This is a genomic window from Pseudoalteromonas sp. KJ63-1, from assembly GCF_055808145.1.
Genome location: NZ_CM147855.1, coordinates 1,575,669 through 1,591,660, shown reverse-complemented (window position 1 = coordinate 1,591,660; position 15,992 = coordinate 1,575,669). Strand labels below are relative to the sequence as shown.

Genomic DNA, 15,992 nt, shown 5'->3' with positions numbered 1-15,992 from the left:
ATGCAAAGCAATAACTTTGTACTGCTCACTGCGTTGCAACTTAGCGGCGGCGCTAAACCTAAGCAGTGGCAGTACGAATACGGTTTAAACCTGCTTAACCGGTATATCAACCAACGCAAGTTATTTGGCCTAAACACGACAGGCATGATGGATGAATACCGCGAAGCATTTAGAGAAATTAAGGGTAAATGATGAGTGGAACAAGGGAAATAGCAGAAAAAGCAGTTGATAATATCGAAGAGCTGCTAAGTGATATGTTTGCTGGTGATTACGCAGACAATGAAGTGTCATTAGGGGTATTATTAAGTGGTAAAGAAGAAATACAAGTGCAGCTTAAAGTAACACGCTCACCTAGTGATTTTATCGATACTGATTACAGTGATTGGGACGCCAGTTTCAAAAAATATAATTGTATTTAAACCATGTTTAAACCTCATTAAAATTAAATTGGCTTGCCCCCTTGTATTAGTAAGCCTTTTTAATTTAACCTAATAAGCTAACTCTAAAGCCCCCAGCCGCAAACAACTTTACAGTGTTACCCAATCCCCTAAATTGATTTACTACCAGCATGACAAATACAGTGCATGCGCCATTTATTGAGTTATTAGCTCAACAAATTATTAAGGCCAGTTCTAAAGCCGAGCAAATTGCAATCTCTCGCCGTTGCCCGTTAAAAGACCTGCCCGCATTGCGTACCCGCGTGAAAGAGCTGCTAAACCCAGCGAATAAAAAGCCGGTGCGTAATACCCGCTTACCTGCCTGTTACGTCCTAGTAAAACAACGTTTAACCAACAAAATAAGGACTCAACAGCATGGCTCTTAAACAAAGAGTGGCCGTTCCTACTGCCCCAAGTTTTATATTTCAAGAGTTGGTACCTAAAGCCACGTTTGAACTATTTAACGATACCCCATTATTTTTAATTCATTTATTTGATGACCGCGCATTGCGCATGCTGCAAAAACTACGCGACAGATTTGGCCCATGCACAGTAAACAACTGGTTCTTTGGCGGTGCTAATCAATACCGTGGCTACCGCCCACTTGATTGCACCATAGGTGCTAAACGCAGCCAACATAAGCTAGGCAAAGCATTCGACTGCAGCTTTAAAAACTACACTGCTCAACAAGTACGTGACTACGTATTAGCCCACCCGCAAGAATTCCCGTATATCACCGCCATTGAAGGTCAAGTGAGTTGGTTTCATTTTGATGTGCGCACGCCTACCTGGACGGGCATTAAAGTATTTAACCCGTAAGGAACACCCATGAATCAAGAGCAAGAAAACTTACTTTTTCAGGCCATTGGTGAAATACAGGGCAGTCAAGCCGCTATTTTAAATGACCTAAAAGATATAAAAGCCGACATTCATCAAAGCATTGAAAAAAGCGAAGCGCGTCAAAAAGAAATAACCGATGGCTTAAAGCTTGATATAGAAAAAAGCGAAAAACGCCAAATTGCAGCCATTAATAAGCAAGATGACCGCTTAAGCAAAGTTGAAGAAAAGCTAACAAACCAACGCGTTAAAGTAGCTGCCATGGGTGGCACTGCGGGTTTGGCTGTGTCGCTTATTGCCTATGCTGTAAAAAATGGGATGGCGGGCTAATGGCACACCCAGCTGAAAAGAAAAACGCCGTACGCCACAGCTATGTAACCGAGCTGCTTGCGTTAAGTGTTGCCGCTATTAAGCACAGTGTGGCCGATGGCACCGCACGACGGTGGAAAATGGAAGCCAAAGAAAACGGTGACGACTGGGACTTAGCCCGTGCAGCAAGCCGCCGTAGCGAAGGCACTGCAGGGGAGTTTACCACCGACTTTATTGAAGAGTTTACCATTCAAGTAAACGAAACCTTTGAGCTTTTAAAATCAGCCGAAGGCGCAGCACTGCCACTTGACCAACGCACCAAAATACTGAGCTCACTTACCGATATGATGAGCAAGGTAATGAAAGTGTCGGGCGGTAATAAAAAGCTTGAAAAGCGCACCATTGCCACCGAAGTGCTTAAAATTTTGGCTAAGTTTGTGTCAACCAAATACCCTGACTTTGCGCCCGAATTTGTTGAAATACTTACCGCGTTTGGTCCTAAGCTCGATACGGAGTTAGACGACTAATGGCCGATATGAATTCACGCGAGTTCTTAGCTGAAATAGAACAAATAACCGGTTCGCTACGCCGCGATATTGAAGCAAAAGAGCGCAACATAGACCCAAGCCCCGCTGCAATTAAAGCACGTCGTAAACGTGTACTTGGCGGCGATTTTGAGTTTTTTGTGTATACGTATTTTCCGCATCATATGTGGCTTGACGACGATCAAACAGCGTCTGAATTCCAAAGCTATTTTATGAACTGGTTTCCCGAAGCACTCAAGCTTAAAAATGGCTGGAAAAACTGGTTTGTAGCCCCGCGTGGTGAGGGCAAAAGTACCCTTGGGGTAAAAATTGCCCCTGTATATGTAGCGGTGTTAGCGCTATTGCAAGACCCTGAGATTTGCCAAGACCTGGGCCTTGCCAAAATAAAGCAATTTATTGATTTTGTAATTTTGTTTGGCGCTGAAACAAAAATGCCAACCAAAACACTCGAGGTAGTTAAAACCGAGTTGCTTAACAATAATAATCTTGCGTTAGACTTTCCTGAAGTGTGCCAAAAATCCCCTGTGTGGAAGTTAGGCGAGTTTGTAACAGCGCAAGGCGTTCGCTTTGAAAGCCGTGGTGCTGAGCAATCAGTACGCGGTACGTTCCATGGTGCCAGCCGCCCTAAGCTACTGCTATCCGATGACATTATTACCGATGCCGAGGCTAAATCGCCCACAGAGCGCGATAACCGTTGGCGCTTTTTAGAAGCAGCCGTGCAATACCTTGGCCCACCCGATGGCACCGTTAAATTTTTAGGTGTAAATACCGTATTAAATAACGATGACCCAATAAGCCGCGCCGAAGAGGCTCCAGGGCATATTGTTCACCGCTTTAAAGCCATTAAACAAATGCCTGAACGCATGGATTTATGGGAAGAGTGCCGCGATTTAATGGTACATGACGACAAACGCTTTGAAAAACGCGCTGCCGCAAAGGGTGAGGCTGTTTCAACTGAGCAAAAACCCTCGTTTAAATTTTGGTTAAAGCGTAAAAAGCAAATGCTTAAAGGAGCCCAAACCAGTTGGCCAAGTGTGCGTACACTCTACGATTTAATGTGTATGTGGGCGGCTAATAAACGCGAGTTTAACCGCGAAATGCAAGGCATTGCCAAAAGTGACGAAGAAGCCATATTTTACCAGTTTGATTTTTGGGTAGACCGCTTAAACGAATGGATACCTTATGGCGCATGCGACCCAAGTATGGGCAAAACAGAAAAAGCCGATCCCAGCGCTATATTAGTGGGTTTTTATTCCCAAGATTTACAAAAGCTACACGTTGAATACGAAAGCCGCAAAGTACGTGGTACTAGCCGTTTACTTAACGACTTAATTCGCGCCCAAAAAGAATATAACTGCCGCGTATGGGGCTTTGAAAATAATAATGCCTTTGATTTTATGCGTAGCCAATTTATTACTACAGGCTTAGAGCAAGGTATAGCACTGCCTTTACGTGGTGTTACTGCAACCATATCTGCAGAGGAACGTATAGGCTCACTTGAAACTTATGTAACCAATACGCCGGCACAAATTGCCTTTCATTCACGGTGTCGCTTACTGCTCGACGAGCTTGAAAACTGGCCAGAAAAGCAAACAACCCATCACTACGATTTAAGTTGTGCCCTAGCTATTTTATGGATGATAGCCAGCACAGGGGCAGGCGGCGTTCCTCGTGTAAATAGCCGTAAAGTAACAAAACAAATAAGGGGCTATCATGTTTAAAAGCAAGCCACGTATTACATCAAAAGCATACGCTGCGCTTAACCGTATGTTTGACCAAAACCGCTTAGACCCAAGCCTAACAGCGCTTATTACTGAGCTACCAAACCCAGATCCAATTTTGCGCCGTGCGGGTAAAAACACCGCTATTTATGAAGAAATAGCCCGTGATGCACACGTTATTGGAGAGTTACGCTCACTGCGCAGTGGCTTATTTAGCTTTAATACTGAGCTTGTGCCAGGCGGTGACGACGCAGCCAGTTTAAAAAGTTATGAGTTGGCTAAAGCCTTTTTTGCCCGTAAACCATGCCCACATACCGAATGGGCCGATATGGACTGGCACAATTACAGCGCCATTTTAAACGGTTTTAGTGTTACTCACCTTGGCAAGTACATTAAAAACAATGGCCATTGGCAACCCGAATACGTAGAAACATGGCGTAACAGCCGCTTTGCGTTTAATAGTGATCACGAGTTATTAGTAAAAACCAGTGAAAACCCACAGGGCGAAATAGTCGACTCTCGTCGTTGGTCGTGTGTTCGCCATATGCCAAGTGCCGAAAACCCGTATGGTATTGCATTATTAAGTAGTTGTTTTTGGCCATGGACGTTTAAGCATGGCGGCTTTAAGTTTTTTGTACAGCTGTGCGAGCGCTTTGGTATTCCATTTCCTGTGGGTAAATACCCAATAGGCAGTAAAGATTCAGACATAAATAACTTACTTGATGGGCTAGCTAGGCTTGTTCAAGACGGCATAGCCGCCATACCCGATGACACCAGCATTGAAATCATCGAAAGCAAGCTATCTGGCGAGCCAGTGCCCGAGCGCTTGGTTAACTTTTGTAATGCTGAAATAAGTAAAGCTTTAACCAGTCAAACCTTAGCAACAGAGCAAAAAAATGGCGGCGCACGTGCTGCCAGCGAAACTCATGCAAAACGTGCAGGCGACAACCAACGCTCAGACAGGGCGCTTGTAGCGTCATACCGCAATCAGCTTTTAAATTCGCTTCATACAGTAAATTTTGATGGTGGCGAACCGCCAAAATTCATCTTTAAAGACAAACGCGAAATTAACACCGACACCGTAACCCGCGTGCGCGAAACAGCGCGTATTGTGCCAGTTGGTGAAGACTGGGCTTATCAAGAGCTCGGTGTACCTAAACCAAAAGACGGTGAAGCAGTACTTGATGTGCCCGACGAAGGCCATGGCATTGCAACACCTGCTAAAACCGAGTTTGCCAAAAAGCCAACTGAAAGCGTAGAGCTTACCAACGAGTTAGATGTGTTTGATCACGCAACAGACGACACCATTAAACAGCTTTTTAATTTTGCTCAGGCATCAAAAGACCTGGATGAACTTAAACAAAAAATCACCTCACAATTCCCCGATATTTCAGACTCTACGCTGGTGCAAGTAGCCCAATCAGCAATGGAGTATGAGTTTATGGCAGGCATGAACGAGGCTAATTCTAAAACTGTGGAGATAGACAATGAATAATGTTCCTGACGGGTATTTAAAAGACGGCAAAGGCAATTTAGTCGCCATTGCTAACATCAAACAAACCGATTTAATCAAAGACGAGTTTGTTAAAAAAGCCATTGATAAAGCGATTAAAATGCAAGAAGCACTGGCAGAGTTTAAACAAAGTTTAATGGCTGAGGCCGACGACTTTATAGAGCTATTAGCTCAAGAATATGGCGTTAACTTAGGCGGTAAAAAAGGCAATGTGATGTTACGCACCTTTGACAGCCAATTAAAAGTAACCCTTCAAACCCAAGAACGCATAGAACTTGGCCCAGAGCTTACCCTTGCTAAACAATTAATTGATCAATGCTTGGATGAATGGACCGAAGGCGGCAATCAAAACATTAAGGCTATTGTTAGTAAAACGTTCAATACCGATAAGCAAGGCTCACTTAACCCGCAACGCATTTTAGCACTGCGTAAACTCGAAATTACTGACGATTCAGGCAAATGGGCTAAAGCCATGAACATTATCGCAGAATCCGTTGGCGTGGTTGACTCAACCCGCTTCATCCGCTTTTACAAGCAAGATGATAACGGCATTGAGCAAGCAATTTCACTTGATATAGCAAAACTGTAGCGGGGCGCTTATGGCCATTACAAAAGAGCAGTGGGTAGAGATAGAAAAGCACTTAGCTGGGCTTTTTAGCTCCGTTATTTTCAAATATGGTGAGTTTGAAATAACCGTGACACGCGGGCGCGTATCTGAGTCTAAAACAAGCTTAGTGGTTTACGTAGACGGTGTAATTAAAGGCCGCTGGTACTCTAAAGACAACGAGCGCCCTGCATGTATTCCTGATGTGTGGCGTAAACGAACCCGCGCAAAACATACGGCTAAATCAATTAAAAGTTTTGAAAAAATATGGGGTAAGCGCCGTGCAAAAAAAGAAATGCCAGATCTTTATGAAGTAACTCAATACCACACATGCGATTTTACAACCGCTAAAAGCCTCGTCCGTCAGTATAAAAAGCTTGAAGGTTTAGAGCTTATTAAAATTGGCGGCAAATCATTTGATGACTATATAAAGGTATAACTATGGACCCAATTACAATAGCACTTGGCCTTGCAAAGCTTACTGGTTTGGATAAAAAAATAGGCAGTTGGATAGGGGGCGACAATGGTTCTAAAGTGGCCTCTAAAGTTGTTGATATGGCGCAAACACTCACTAATGGCGGTTCACCACAAGAGGCTATGAACCGTATTCAGCAATCGAGTGCATTACAACAAGAGCTCAGGCAAACCATATTAAACCGTGAAAAAGAGCTTGATGATTTAGCATTTAAAAACACTCAAAGCGCCCGAAACATGCAGATACAGGCACTTAATCAAGATGATAAGTTTTCTAAACGCTTCATTTATTACTATGCGTGGTTTTGGTCGGTTGCAACGGTTATATACATAGGCTGTATAACGTTTTTAACCATTCCTGATACCGCCACACGCTTTGCAGACACCATTTTAGGCTTTATTTTAGGCACCGTTGTGGCGTCAATATTGAATTTCTTCTTTGGTAATAGCCGTGATAACTCACGCAGAAATGAAATTCAGGACATTCAACAGTCACTAAAAGAGCAATAATATGGCCTTACCAGCTCCACAATATGGCGACCTTGTAAAATTCAAGGAAGCCATTTCTCACTTTAAAGACAAAATTAAGCTAACCAGTGAATCATATAAAGATTTACAAGGCTTAATTCACGCCAAGGCATTTACTGTTGCCGGTGCAACTCAAATCGAGATTATTAACGAGCTATATAAAGCAGTAGATAAAGCGATTAGTGATGGCGAAACTATATCGGACTTTAGAAAACGCTTTGACAAAATAGTGGGTGATCAAGGTTGGTCATACAACGGTAAGCGGGGCTGGCGTTCAAAAGTAATTTATCAAAACAATAAAAACACCGCACGTGCAGCTGGCCGTTGGCAACAACAAGAACGTATAAAACAGCGTAGACCTTATTTATTATACTTAACTGCTGGTGATAGCCGCGTAAGACCTGAACACGGTAAGTGGAATTATATTTTATTGCCTGTGGATCATCCTTTTTGGGATACACATTATCCACCGAATGGTTATAACTGCAGGTGTAAAGTGGTGTCACTTAATGCGCGCGATATAGCACGCATGGGTTTGTCTGTTTCTAAGCCTGAAAAAGTAGATAAGTTTATGGAGTCATTTAATGTTGTTGATCCATCTACAGGTGAAGAGCTAAGTAAGTTACCAGGCATTGATTTAGGTTGGGATTATAATCCAGGGAAAGCATGGTTAGGTGCAGACATTGCAGCGGGTAAGTCAGTCATAAATCTATCAAAGGATTTACAACAACTGGCGGTACCACAATTTAACGAGGCAGTTTTAAAATCTAAGCAGTACTATATAAAGCAGGTAAACTTACAAGCAGCAAAGTTGACACTTAAAAAATCGGGAGCTGATGGCCAGCAATTTACGCTAGGGCACTTGCCAGTAAATTTACTAAACGAGTTATCACGTAAAAACGCACCTATATATAGTAGCACTGTTACAGTGAGCAGCGCTCAAATTGAAAAGCTCTTAACTGGCCAATTAGCAATTGAACAAATACACGAACTAATGAACGCTGTTCAAAATCCAAATACGTTTGCTTATATAGGCAACCAAGTAAAAATATCGTACCAAGGTTTTATGATCACAATAGAGCTAGGACCGCAGTTCAATACAATTATAGCTGCCGAAAAACTTTAAATATCGGCAGCTCAAAATATTTAAACAGCGTTTAAAAGGCGTTTAAAGTGTATTTAAAGGAAAGTTAAACGATCAGAAATGATCTAATTCTAAACGTATAATGAGCAGGAATGATTGGGTAATGAGTCAGTTTGAACAAGTTTCGTCTAAAACCAAGCGTAATTCAAATTTAACTAATTTTCCGCTCAGGATTAGCTAACCCCAGTAATAATGGGCTTTTCCAAAAGACGAGGGCGAAAATCCTCATATCATCATTATTCTAGAAATGAACAACCCCTTACAACAATTACACGACAAAATGACGGGTTTTAGCTTATTTAACATAATATAAATTATGGGTGGTGGTATTTAAGTGCATGTGCGGCGCTCTATTTTAATAGCTTTAAGCTCATTAAGTCCAATACTAGACGGTATCGGACATTGGGTGGGAAATCAGGTTTGAAATTCTATCTCCAATACATAGCTGGCATTGAAGAATACGCGTTACGTTTCAATAAAATTGAACACCCTTCAGTAAATGAAACATATAACGTAGAGGTTTTTTTGGAGCTCTGACTTTTTCAAAGATCAAAATCGTTTAACTAAGGGAAGCATGAGTAAACATTGCAAGTAAATGCCATTCTGACATTATATTTTTCCATGATTATTTTGACTTTCTATTTTCTTGAATAACTCAGGTATCATTCTTTCACTAAACCCTGCAATAATTGATAAAACTGCTAATGCATATATGTTTTCATTAGCAATTGTTAGTGCAATTCCTGACTTACAAACTATAAAAAGAATACCTCCTGATATTGCACCGAAAAGTGATGTAAAACAGGATTGAAGAATTATGTATTTACTTTCTTGATTAGAATCAAATTCAAAATCGTTGTTTCTTTGCAGTACGGAAAACAACGACCCAATACAACCGAAACTTATACAAGCAAATATTTCTTTAAAGTTGTTACTGCTAACGTTGAAATAATAGAATGATATTGAGCTAATACATGCGCAAACTAAAATTGAAGATAGGATAAAAACACTCTTAATTTCACTTCTCTTTTTTGTGTTTCCAATACTTTTTTTATTTCACGGAAAGCTTCTTTTACTTGTTTTTCTGTACTTGAGCTAAGAGCCTCAAAATATGATGAGATAAGCATTCGTTTTAGATTTTCAAATTTATGGTCATCTATATCGGTAGGTATTTTCGCTCCAAGTTCATGATAATATCTGATAGTTAAATGTATTAATTCAGGAAAATTTTCTTCATATTCTGCTGTTACAAAACCAGACTCAGTTTCGTAAATTACAACATCCCTAGATGCTCTGTAGACAAACTCAATCTTTTCACCACTCTTTCCTATATCACCCGGTCTATAGTCAAGTTTACTTTTTATTTCTTTAATTGTAGGTTCCATTTTCATAGCCACAGTCAATACGTCACCATAACTTAGTCTATATCGTAATGAAAAAAAGGGCTTTTTGCCTTTTCCTTTTAACTCTGTAATAAAAATCATAGGAAGTTAGAGCTAATATATATGAGATGCTCTATTTTAATCACTTTAAGCTCGCTAATACTATATGGTATCGGACATTAAGTGCGTTTAAACGACTATTTCAGTAATTCATAGTTATCACCTTGAGGTTCCTTAATGCTTAGCTTAATATTAAATCACAAGCCGTAAAAAATGTTGAAGTATTCATATGGAATTTGTACGCCCACTCGAACCAATTTTAATTATTGATGATGTTAAACAAATCCGTGCTGATTTAAGCCAAGTGTTAGCCGGCTTAGGTTTTGATGACATTATTGAGTGCGATAATTTTAATTGTGCTAAACCCTTACTTAGCGAAAAATCACCCAACGTTATATTCTTAGATGTTAATTTGCCTGATTCTGAAAGCATCGAAATTTTAGAGTCGATTAATAACGAGCACCCATATGCTCATGTGGTTATGTGCTCAGGCCATAATAGTTTTGAGAACGTACAAAATACTTGGGAACTTGGCGCAAAAGAATTTATAGCCAAGCCTTTCAACGCGCAAAAAGTTGATGCCGTAATGAAACGTTTAGAACTAATAGATTAAAGGACATTATGCAGCACCTAGTTACCACTATTATTGATGACCTATCTACCGTTATATTTGGCAAGCAACAACAAATAAAATTAGCATTAACCTGTTTGTTTAGTGAAGGTCATTTACTAATAGAAGACTTACCTGGTATGGGTAAAACCACTTTATCCCATGCATTGGCAGCCGTTTTGGGGTTATCCTATCAGCGTATACAATTTACCAGCGATTTATTACCCGCTGATATTATTGGTACCAATATTTTTAATAATAAAGAGCACAGTTTTTCATTTCATAAAGGCCCGATTTTCAGTCAAGTTGTACTTGCTGATGAAATAAATCGTGCGGGTCCTAAAACCCAAAGTGCGTTATTAGAAGCCATGGAAGAACAACAAGTGACCGTAGATGGAGAAAAGTACCCGCTCCCTACTCCGTTTTTTGTTATTGCTACTCAAAACCCTTTATATCAAGCAGGAACTTATCCGCTGCCAGAATCGCAATTAGATCGTTTTTTAATGCGCATAAGCTTAGGTTTTCCACCTAAAAACGCCGAAAAAAGATTACTATTAAACAATCAAAAGCGCGATTACTCCCAATTACCACAACGAATTAACCAACAACAACTTAAACAAATACAAGAATCTATAGCTAATATTACGCTAAGCGCTCCGGTTGTTGATTATATAATTGACTTAGTGACTTACACACGTGAAGCACAATCGTTATCGGCTTCGCTTTCACCAAGAGCCAGTATGGCGTTGGCAAAATCAGCAAAAGCATGGGCCTATATTGAAGGTCGAGACTTTGTACTACCTGAAGATGTACAAGCGGTATTTTCTAGTGTGTGCCAGCATAGATTAGGTTTGCATAGTGAGTCTGGCAACAACCAAATTGCAGACATTTTAAAACATGTTTTAGTGCCCGTTTAAACCAATGGGTATTTTTAAAATAAAACGCCCTACTTTTATTCATGCTATAAAAAGTGCAATTTTAACGGCCTTATTAAAAAATAAGCACAAAAAAAATAGCATCACTTTAACGCATAATACTATTTATGTTTTACCATCCACACTGGGTGTATATTTTACGATTGTTGCACTATTAAATTTTGTAATGGGAATTAATTATCAAAATAATTTAATACTGTTTATGGCGTATTTAATGTTTGTGATTATTATTTTTGCGTTGTTGTTAGGTTATAGCAACGCAAAAGGATTAACTGTCGCCTTTAAAAATACTATTGAGAGTTATGCGCCACAGCCACCTCAATTAGTGTGGCAAATAAAATCAAACGACACATGCCAGTCAATCACTTTAAGTTATCTCAATAATTTTGAAAATACCTGTTATATAACTAGTGTGCAAACCGATACCATGCAATGCCAATTACTATTACCTTATTTAAAGCGAGGTTGTTATTTACTAAAGCCAATAAAAATTGCCAGCAATTATCCATTTGGCTTGGTGAGCGTATGGAGCTATATTCAGCCAGATCATGCCGTTTATGTTTATCCGTCAATTATTAAAACGCCAAATCACAAACAGTTAAGCCAAATAACTGCTAATGATGATGGTAATGAAAAGCACCAAGGCGATGATGAGTTTGAAAGTTTAATTACCCATTTGCCAGAAATGGGGTTGCAGCGAGTTTCATGGAAACATTACGCAAAAACTCAGCAATTATTAGTAAAACAATTTAGTAATTTTAAGTCTGCTGATACACAATTTGATTTTAACTTAATGACTGGCGATACCGAGCAACGCTTAGGGCAATTGTGTTACCTAGTATGCCAAGCGTTTGAAAGCGACATTAATTACTCGTTGAAATTGCCCAATAAGTTCATAGAAAATGGATCAGGAAAGCTTCATCAGCAACGCTGCTTACAAGCCTTAAGTAATGTAGGCACTGACTATGAATGAGATTAAAAATCACGGCGTTATAAATTTCTCCCTGTCATTTATTTACTTAGGGTTAGTGAGCTTTTTTATAGAGCATTTGCCCCTGCCCTTTATTATTATGCTTAGCATGTTATGTGGTTGGAATATTTATTTAACCCTTAAACACAAACAAAAACCCAATGCGTGGCTCGCAAACGGACTCGCTGCAATAGCATTAATTATTATGCTCAGCAGTATAGGCTTTAAAGATACCGTGGTGCTGTTTGTTGCAATGCTACTGTTGTCATGCGTTTTTAAATTGCTACAAGCAAAAACAAAGCAGCATTATCAATTGATCATCACCCTTACATTCTTTTCACTTTCAGCAGTGTACTTGTTTAGCCAAACTATTTTTACCACTTTAATTATTAGCGCATTGTATGTTTTAAACTTTGCTGTACTTGGGTTACTTGAATCGAATCATAGTCTAAAACTGTCATCAAAAAAAGCGCGAAAATAATACTGCTGGCTTTTCCTTTGGCTGTTGTGCTCTTAATATTTTTACCAAAACTTCCTGCATTTTGGCAATTACCTGGACCAAAAATGGCACAAACAGGCCTATCTGAACAAGTAGACCCATTTGATATAGCCAAATTATCTAACTCCGATGAATTAGTTTTTAGAGCTAAGTTTGATGATAACTCAGCCTCTACCCCTTATTATTGGCGAGCTATTGTACATGATGAATTTGATGGTAAAGCTTGGAAAACATCTTCGTTTTTAAAACAGGCTATGATGATGCCAAGCCAAAATAGCAGCAATGGAAATAGCACTCAATACTTAATAATTGCTGAGCCTGCAATGGCTGATTGGTTATATGGGCTTGGCTATGCCAGTAGTAATAATGAAAATGTAGTTTTCAATTCAGTAGGCTTGCTGCGTAAAAAACAATATAAATCAAAAGTGTTACAATATTCTGTTAGCAGTGAACCATTATCGAGTAAAAAACTTAGCAACATACAGCAGCGTTTTTATAAAACGCTTACGGTGAGTAATAACCAAAAAAGTTATCAACTGGCCCAACAGTTAAAAAACAGTAGTGCTAACGCCGATGAGCTTTTTAATAAACTGCTAGATTATTTTTCGCAAAATAACTTCAGTTATACACTTACTCCTACACCTATGCGCGGCGATGATACGCTTGATCAATTTATGTTTAACAATAAACGTGGCTTTTGTGGTCATTACGCTAGTGCAGCTGCCTTTATTTTTAGAAGTGCAGGCGTACCAGCGCGGGTAGTTAGCGGATATTTAGGCGGCGAGTACAATCAAAGCAATGACTATATTACCGTTCGTCAATACGATGCGCATGCTTGGGTTGAGGTTTATACCAATAAAGGCTGGAAAATATTTGATGCAACAGCGGTTGTAGCCCCTGAACGATTAAATGGCTCTTTATCTCAAAGTGCAGCATTAAATGATGAATTTAAAAACAATATTAATTTTGGTTTAGTTAGCTTAAGTAATTATGCTGCCATAAACTGGCTTCGCCTTGAATTAGAAAATCTCGATTACCAATAGTCTAGTTGGGTGCTAGGGTTTGATAAAAACAAACAACAAGATTTATTAGCGGCCCTATTTGGTAACACTTATGTTTGGTTAGTACCACTTGGGGTTATTATTGTTTTAATTTTAAGTTTTAATGCTTATTTTATTTATATAAGCCGCCCCAAGGCTAAAACCAAACAACCTCCATTGGTAAAAGAGTATTTTCAAATACTCAGTTGGGCGGATAAGCAGGCTATAAACTACCCTGAAAATGCCGCGCCAGTTCAAACTTTACTGCACATTAGTCAACATGCCCCCTATGCAGAGCAACAAATAACCGCCTTTTGTCACTTATTTGAGCAAGTACGCTATGCAAGGCAACCATTTACCAAAGAACGTAAAAATCAGGCTAAAGATCTGATAAAATTAATTAAATCTATAAAACAGAGAAATCTATGAACGCAGTTATTATTGGCGTTATTTTAATGCTTGGACTCACTTTGGTCCGCGTAAATGTGATTGTTGCAATGACAATCAGTGCGCTTGTTGCCGGATTAACCGCTGGCATGGGATTAAAAGAAAGTATTGATGCGTTTAATTCTGGCTTATCATCAGGCGCCGAAATTGCTTTAAGTTATGCGATGTTAGGTGCCTTTGCCGTTGCGATTTCAAAGTCAGGCTTGACCCGCATTTTAGCCGCTAAGTTACTCGCCAAAGTAAATGCACAAACGGGTTCTAGTGAAACCTTATTAAGCTACTTTATCCTCTTTATTATTTTAATTTGTGCTATTTCGTCTCAAAACTTGGTGCCGGTGCATATTGCCTTTATTCCTATTTTGATTCCGCCGCTTCTTGTGGTGTTTAATAAACTGCGATTAGATAGACGTGCCATTGCTTGTATTTTAACTTTTGGTTTAGCCACCTCGTATATGGTGCTGCCGTATGGTTTTGGTGGTATTTATTTATACTCAATATTACATAAAAACCTAGTTGATAATGGCCTTGAAATTGTTAATACCAATGTCCCTTTAGCGATGATTATCCCAGCTATTGGTATGTTTGTCGGCTTGTTGATTGCCCTATTTATTAGTTATCGAAAACGCCGCGAATACACAAGCACAGCATTAACAGTTCAAAGCCAACAAGCTGATGTTGAAAACCCAAAAAAAGTAATGCTGGTTGGTTTATTTGCCGTGCTTGCTTCTCTGATCGCTCAAAATGCCAGTGGCTCAATGATATTAGGTGGCTTAGTCGGGGTGGTTATATTTAGTGTATTTGGTGTGGTTAAGTGGGAAGAAAACGGCGACGTATTTAGTAAAGGTGTTGCCATGATGGCAATGATTGGTTTTATTATGATTTCAGCGCAAGGTTTTGCTGCGGTAATGAAAGAAACCGGACACGTTGCTAGCCTAGTCCATAGCAGCGCCGCTATTTTTGACGGTAATAAACCCATAGCAGCCGCAGTAATCTTATTGGTCGGCTTATTTATAACTATGGGCATTGGTAGTTCATTTTCAACTGTGCCAATAATTGCCACTTTATTTGTGCCTTTATGTTTAGAGCTAAGCTTTTCTGTAATGGCAACCGCTGCGCTTGTTGGTACTGCTGGCGCATTAGGCGATGCTGGCTCCCCTGCCTCTGACTCTACACTAGGGCCAACATCAGGACTTAATGCTGACGGACAACACGACCACATTTGGGATTCGGTTGTGCCAACCTTTATTCACTTTAATATTCCGTTATTGGTGTTTGGCTGGATAGCCGCTATGGTTTTATAATTATGTACAGGCGTGCAATGCACGCCTTTTTATTAGTCTCATTTATTACTTTAATAGACCTTCCCCATTGATAAATTAATACTCTCCTATTTTATTTAATTGCTAAGTTATCTCTTAGATAAACATAGTATGATGTGTTCTTTATAGCTAATAATATAAGCACCATGATTGGTGCTTATATTATTTTTACTGTTCGGTGTTATAACTCAAAACCATGCAGCATTTTGTCACACACGACAGGTGTTGGCCTGTGGTTATCATCAACAGCAACAAAGGTAAAGCTGCCTGTAATAGCTGAGTGCTTGTTATCTTTGTGCATGGTTTCTAGAAATATTTCAACATCCACTTTTAAACTGGTATTCCCCACATGCGACACTTTTGATATTAATTCAGCAAATGAACCAGCAGGAATTGCTTCTTTAAAATCGACTCTATCTGATGAAATAGTTACTAATGGTTTACGGCAAAAACGGGTGGCAGCTATAAAAGCAACTTCATCCATCCATGCTAATGCGTCACCACCAAATAGCGTATTATGATGGTTAGTACGCCCAGGAAATACAGCTTTAGTCACCGAAGTGGTCGAATCTTTTATACGTTGCGCAATAATGGCTTCGCGCTCTACTTGAGTCATAA

General features: G+C 39.6%; 18 protein-coding genes and 1 pseudogene. 17 read left to right on the top strand and 2 right to left on the bottom strand.

Annotation, left to right across the window (positions count from 1 at the left end):
* The 12 genes from AC0L7Q_RS07415 to AC0L7Q_RS07360 all read left to right on the top strand — a co-directional run bounded on the left by AC0L7Q_RS07415 (position 1) and on the right by AC0L7Q_RS07360 (position 8,094).
* The gene (locus AC0L7Q_RS07415) at positions 1–192 is read left to right on the top strand and encodes a hypothetical protein (RefSeq protein ID WP_368484751.1); all 192 of its coding nucleotides are present in this window, start codon (positions 1–3) and stop codon (positions 190–192) included.
* Positions 189–419 carry a hypothetical protein gene (locus tag AC0L7Q_RS07410; RefSeq protein ID WP_418157345.1) on the top strand — a complete coding sequence of 77 codons (231 nt, stop codon included), beginning with the start codon at positions 189–191 and terminating at the stop codon, positions 417–419. The genes AC0L7Q_RS07415 and AC0L7Q_RS07410 overlap by 4 nt, the downstream gene beginning before the upstream one ends.
* 149 nt (positions 420–568) lie before the next feature.
* Positions 569–823 carry a hypothetical protein gene (locus AC0L7Q_RS07405; RefSeq protein WP_039036983.1) on the top strand — a complete coding sequence of 85 codons (255 nt, stop codon included), beginning with the start codon at positions 569–571 and terminating at the stop codon, positions 821–823.
* Positions 813–1,256: a hypothetical protein gene (locus AC0L7Q_RS07400; RefSeq protein ID WP_409425413.1), complete on the top strand. Its 444-nt coding sequence runs from the start codon at positions 813–815 to the stop codon at positions 1,254–1,256. The genes AC0L7Q_RS07405 and AC0L7Q_RS07400 overlap by 11 nt, the downstream gene beginning before the upstream one ends.
* A gap of 9 nt (positions 1,257–1,265) precedes the next feature.
* Entirely contained in the window at positions 1,266–1,604 is a 339-nt protein-coding gene (locus AC0L7Q_RS07395) for a hypothetical protein (protein WP_055012195.1), read from the top strand.
* Complete coding sequence (locus AC0L7Q_RS07390) at positions 1,604–2,110, top strand: DUF1804 family protein (RefSeq protein WP_290218191.1); 507 nt, start codon at positions 1,604–1,606, stop codon at positions 2,108–2,110. Before AC0L7Q_RS07395 ends, AC0L7Q_RS07390 begins: the two co-directional genes overlap by 1 nt.
* Positions 2,110–3,849: a hypothetical protein gene (locus tag AC0L7Q_RS07385; protein WP_076921174.1), complete on the top strand. Its 1,740-nt coding sequence runs from the start codon at positions 2,110–2,112 to the stop codon at positions 3,847–3,849. The genes AC0L7Q_RS07390 and AC0L7Q_RS07385 overlap by 1 nt, the downstream gene beginning before the upstream one ends.
* Complete coding sequence (locus AC0L7Q_RS07380; protein WP_409425412.1) at positions 3,842–5,344, top strand: phage portal protein family protein; 1,503 nt, start codon at positions 3,842–3,844, stop codon at positions 5,342–5,344. Before AC0L7Q_RS07385 ends, AC0L7Q_RS07380 begins: the two co-directional genes overlap by 8 nt.
* The gene (locus tag AC0L7Q_RS07375; protein WP_409425411.1) at positions 5,337–5,951 is read left to right on the top strand and encodes a DUF3164 family protein; all 615 of its coding nucleotides are present in this window, start codon (positions 5,337–5,339) and stop codon (positions 5,949–5,951) included. The genes AC0L7Q_RS07380 and AC0L7Q_RS07375 overlap by 8 nt, the downstream gene beginning before the upstream one ends.
* A 10-nt stretch (positions 5,952–5,961) precedes the next feature.
* Positions 5,962–6,405: a hypothetical protein gene (locus AC0L7Q_RS07370; RefSeq protein WP_409425410.1), complete on the top strand. Its 444-nt coding sequence runs from the start codon at positions 5,962–5,964 to the stop codon at positions 6,403–6,405.
* A gap of 2 nt (positions 6,406–6,407) precedes the next feature.
* Complete coding sequence (locus AC0L7Q_RS07365) at positions 6,408–6,950, top strand: hypothetical protein (RefSeq protein ID WP_055012201.1); 543 nt, start codon at positions 6,408–6,410, stop codon at positions 6,948–6,950.
* Between the two features lies 1 nt (position 6,951).
* The gene (locus AC0L7Q_RS07360; protein ID WP_409425409.1) at positions 6,952–8,094 is read left to right on the top strand and encodes a phage head morphogenesis protein; all 1,143 of its coding nucleotides are present in this window, start codon (positions 6,952–6,954) and stop codon (positions 8,092–8,094) included.
* A gap of 1,001 nt (positions 8,095–9,095) precedes the next feature.
* Here AC0L7Q_RS07360 and AC0L7Q_RS07355 read toward each other — a convergent pair.
* On the bottom strand, positions 9,096–9,497 hold the full coding sequence (locus AC0L7Q_RS07355) for a hypothetical protein (protein ID WP_409425408.1): 402 nt from the start codon (positions 9,495–9,497) through the stop codon (positions 9,096–9,098).
* A gap of 286 nt (positions 9,498–9,783) precedes the next feature.
* Between AC0L7Q_RS07355 and AC0L7Q_RS07350 the strand changes: the two genes are divergently transcribed.
* The 5 genes and pseudogenes from AC0L7Q_RS07350 to AC0L7Q_RS07330 all read left to right on the top strand — a co-directional run bounded on the left by AC0L7Q_RS07350 (position 9,784) and on the right by AC0L7Q_RS07330 (position 15,356).
* Positions 9,784–10,167: a response regulator gene (locus AC0L7Q_RS07350; RefSeq protein ID WP_409425407.1), complete on the top strand. Its 384-nt coding sequence runs from the start codon at positions 9,784–9,786 to the stop codon at positions 10,165–10,167.
* 8 nt (positions 10,168–10,175) lie between these two features.
* Positions 10,176–11,081, top strand: coding sequence for an AAA family ATPase (locus AC0L7Q_RS07345; RefSeq protein ID WP_413402012.1), 906 nt, complete (start codon positions 10,176–10,178; stop codon positions 11,079–11,081).
* 4 nt (positions 11,082–11,085) lie between these two features.
* Positions 11,086–12,072, top strand: a complete 987-nt coding sequence (locus tag AC0L7Q_RS07340; protein ID WP_409425405.1) for a DUF58 domain-containing protein — start codon at positions 11,086–11,088, stop codon at positions 12,070–12,072.
* Positions 12,065–14,037: pseudogene (locus AC0L7Q_RS07335) on the top strand (transglutaminase TgpA family protein). Before AC0L7Q_RS07340 ends, AC0L7Q_RS07335 begins: the two are co-directional and overlap by 8 nt.
* The gene (locus AC0L7Q_RS07330; RefSeq protein ID WP_413402009.1) at positions 14,034–15,356 is read left to right on the top strand and encodes a Na+/H+ antiporter family protein; all 1,323 of its coding nucleotides are present in this window, start codon (positions 14,034–14,036) and stop codon (positions 15,354–15,356) included. Before AC0L7Q_RS07335 ends, AC0L7Q_RS07330 begins: the two are co-directional and overlap by 4 nt.
* Before the next feature lie 199 nt (positions 15,357–15,555).
* Here AC0L7Q_RS07330 and AC0L7Q_RS07325 read toward each other — a convergent pair whose 3' ends face one another.
* Positions 15,556–15,990 carry an acyl-CoA thioesterase gene (locus AC0L7Q_RS07325; protein WP_008114650.1) on the bottom strand — a complete coding sequence of 145 codons (435 nt, stop codon included), beginning with the start codon at positions 15,988–15,990 and terminating at the stop codon, positions 15,556–15,558.
* Positions 15,991–15,992: the final 2 nt, after the last annotated feature.

Coding starts and splice junctions, on each gene's coding strand:
- AC0L7Q_RS07345 (WP_413402012.1), top strand. CDS start 10,176: ATGCAGCACCTAGTTACCACTATTATTGATGACCTATCTACCGTTATA.
- AC0L7Q_RS07380 (WP_409425412.1), top strand. CDS start 3,842: ATGTTTAAAAGCAAGCCACGTATTACATCAAAAGCATACGCTGCGCTT.
- AC0L7Q_RS07360 (WP_409425409.1), top strand. CDS start 6,952: ATGGCCTTACCAGCTCCACAATATGGCGACCTTGTAAAATTCAAGGAA.
- AC0L7Q_RS07370 (WP_409425410.1), top strand. CDS start 5,962: ATGGCCATTACAAAAGAGCAGTGGGTAGAGATAGAAAAGCACTTAGCT.
- AC0L7Q_RS07365 (WP_055012201.1), top strand. CDS start 6,408: ATGGACCCAATTACAATAGCACTTGGCCTTGCAAAGCTTACTGGTTTG.
- AC0L7Q_RS07330 (WP_413402009.1), top strand. CDS start 14,034: ATGAACGCAGTTATTATTGGCGTTATTTTAATGCTTGGACTCACTTTG.
- AC0L7Q_RS07415 (WP_368484751.1), top strand. CDS start 1: ATGCAAAGCAATAACTTTGTACTGCTCACTGCGTTGCAACTTAGCGGC.
- AC0L7Q_RS07350 (WP_409425407.1), top strand. CDS start 9,784: ATGGAATTTGTACGCCCACTCGAACCAATTTTAATTATTGATGATGTT.
- AC0L7Q_RS07355 (WP_409425408.1), bottom strand. CDS start 9,497: ATGGAACCTACAATTAAAGAAATAAAAAGTAAACTTGACTATAGACCG.
- AC0L7Q_RS07385 (WP_076921174.1), top strand. CDS start 2,110: ATGGCCGATATGAATTCACGCGAGTTCTTAGCTGAAATAGAACAAATA.
- AC0L7Q_RS07325 (WP_008114650.1), bottom strand. CDS start 15,990: ATGACTCAAGTAGAGCGCGAAGCCATTATTGCGCAACGTATAAAAGAT.
- AC0L7Q_RS07405 (WP_039036983.1), top strand. CDS start 569: ATGACAAATACAGTGCATGCGCCATTTATTGAGTTATTAGCTCAACAA.
- AC0L7Q_RS07395 (WP_055012195.1), top strand. CDS start 1,266: ATGAATCAAGAGCAAGAAAACTTACTTTTTCAGGCCATTGGTGAAATA.
- AC0L7Q_RS07400 (WP_409425413.1), top strand. CDS start 813: ATGGCTCTTAAACAAAGAGTGGCCGTTCCTACTGCCCCAAGTTTTATA.
- AC0L7Q_RS07340 (WP_409425405.1), top strand. CDS start 11,086: ATGGGTATTTTTAAAATAAAACGCCCTACTTTTATTCATGCTATAAAA.
- AC0L7Q_RS07390 (WP_290218191.1), top strand. CDS start 1,604: ATGGCACACCCAGCTGAAAAGAAAAACGCCGTACGCCACAGCTATGTA.
- AC0L7Q_RS07375 (WP_409425411.1), top strand. CDS start 5,337: ATGAATAATGTTCCTGACGGGTATTTAAAAGACGGCAAAGGCAATTTA.
- AC0L7Q_RS07410 (WP_418157345.1), top strand. CDS start 189: ATGATGAGTGGAACAAGGGAAATAGCAGAAAAAGCAGTTGATAATATC.